At 50.0% G+C, this 296-nt stretch carries 1 protein-coding gene; it reads right to left on the bottom strand.

Translation table 11 applies throughout. The features are described from left to right. Positions 1–296: transposase (locus tag OGV57_RS00020; protein ID WP_286530621.1), on the bottom strand; the 296-nt coding region annotated here is incomplete at both ends.

The following is a 296-nucleotide window of genomic DNA, read 5'->3' as shown; positions in this document are numbered from 1 at the left end:
GTGAACGTTTTGAAACTGACATTAACCGACTTTGCGCGCTTGCTGACACTGGTGTAATCCGGGCAGCGCAACGGAACATTCATCAGTGTAAAAATGGAATCAATAAAACCCTGTGCAGCCCGCAGGGTCAACCTGAACACGCGTTTAATGACCAGAACGGTGGTGATGGCGAGATCAGAATAGCGCTGAGGTCTTCCCCGTGATGAAGGCGTTGCCGACTCATACCAGGCCTGAATAGCTTCATCATCCAGCCAGAAAGTTATGGAGCCACGGTTGATGAGGGCTTTATTGTAGGT

Source organism: Citrobacter sp. Cf087, from assembly GCF_030334285.1.
In the GTDB taxonomy this organism is placed as follows: Bacteria; Pseudomonadota; Gammaproteobacteria; order Enterobacterales; family Enterobacteriaceae; genus Citrobacter; species Citrobacter freundii.
This window is presented reverse-complemented; position numbering and strand designations above follow the sequence as displayed.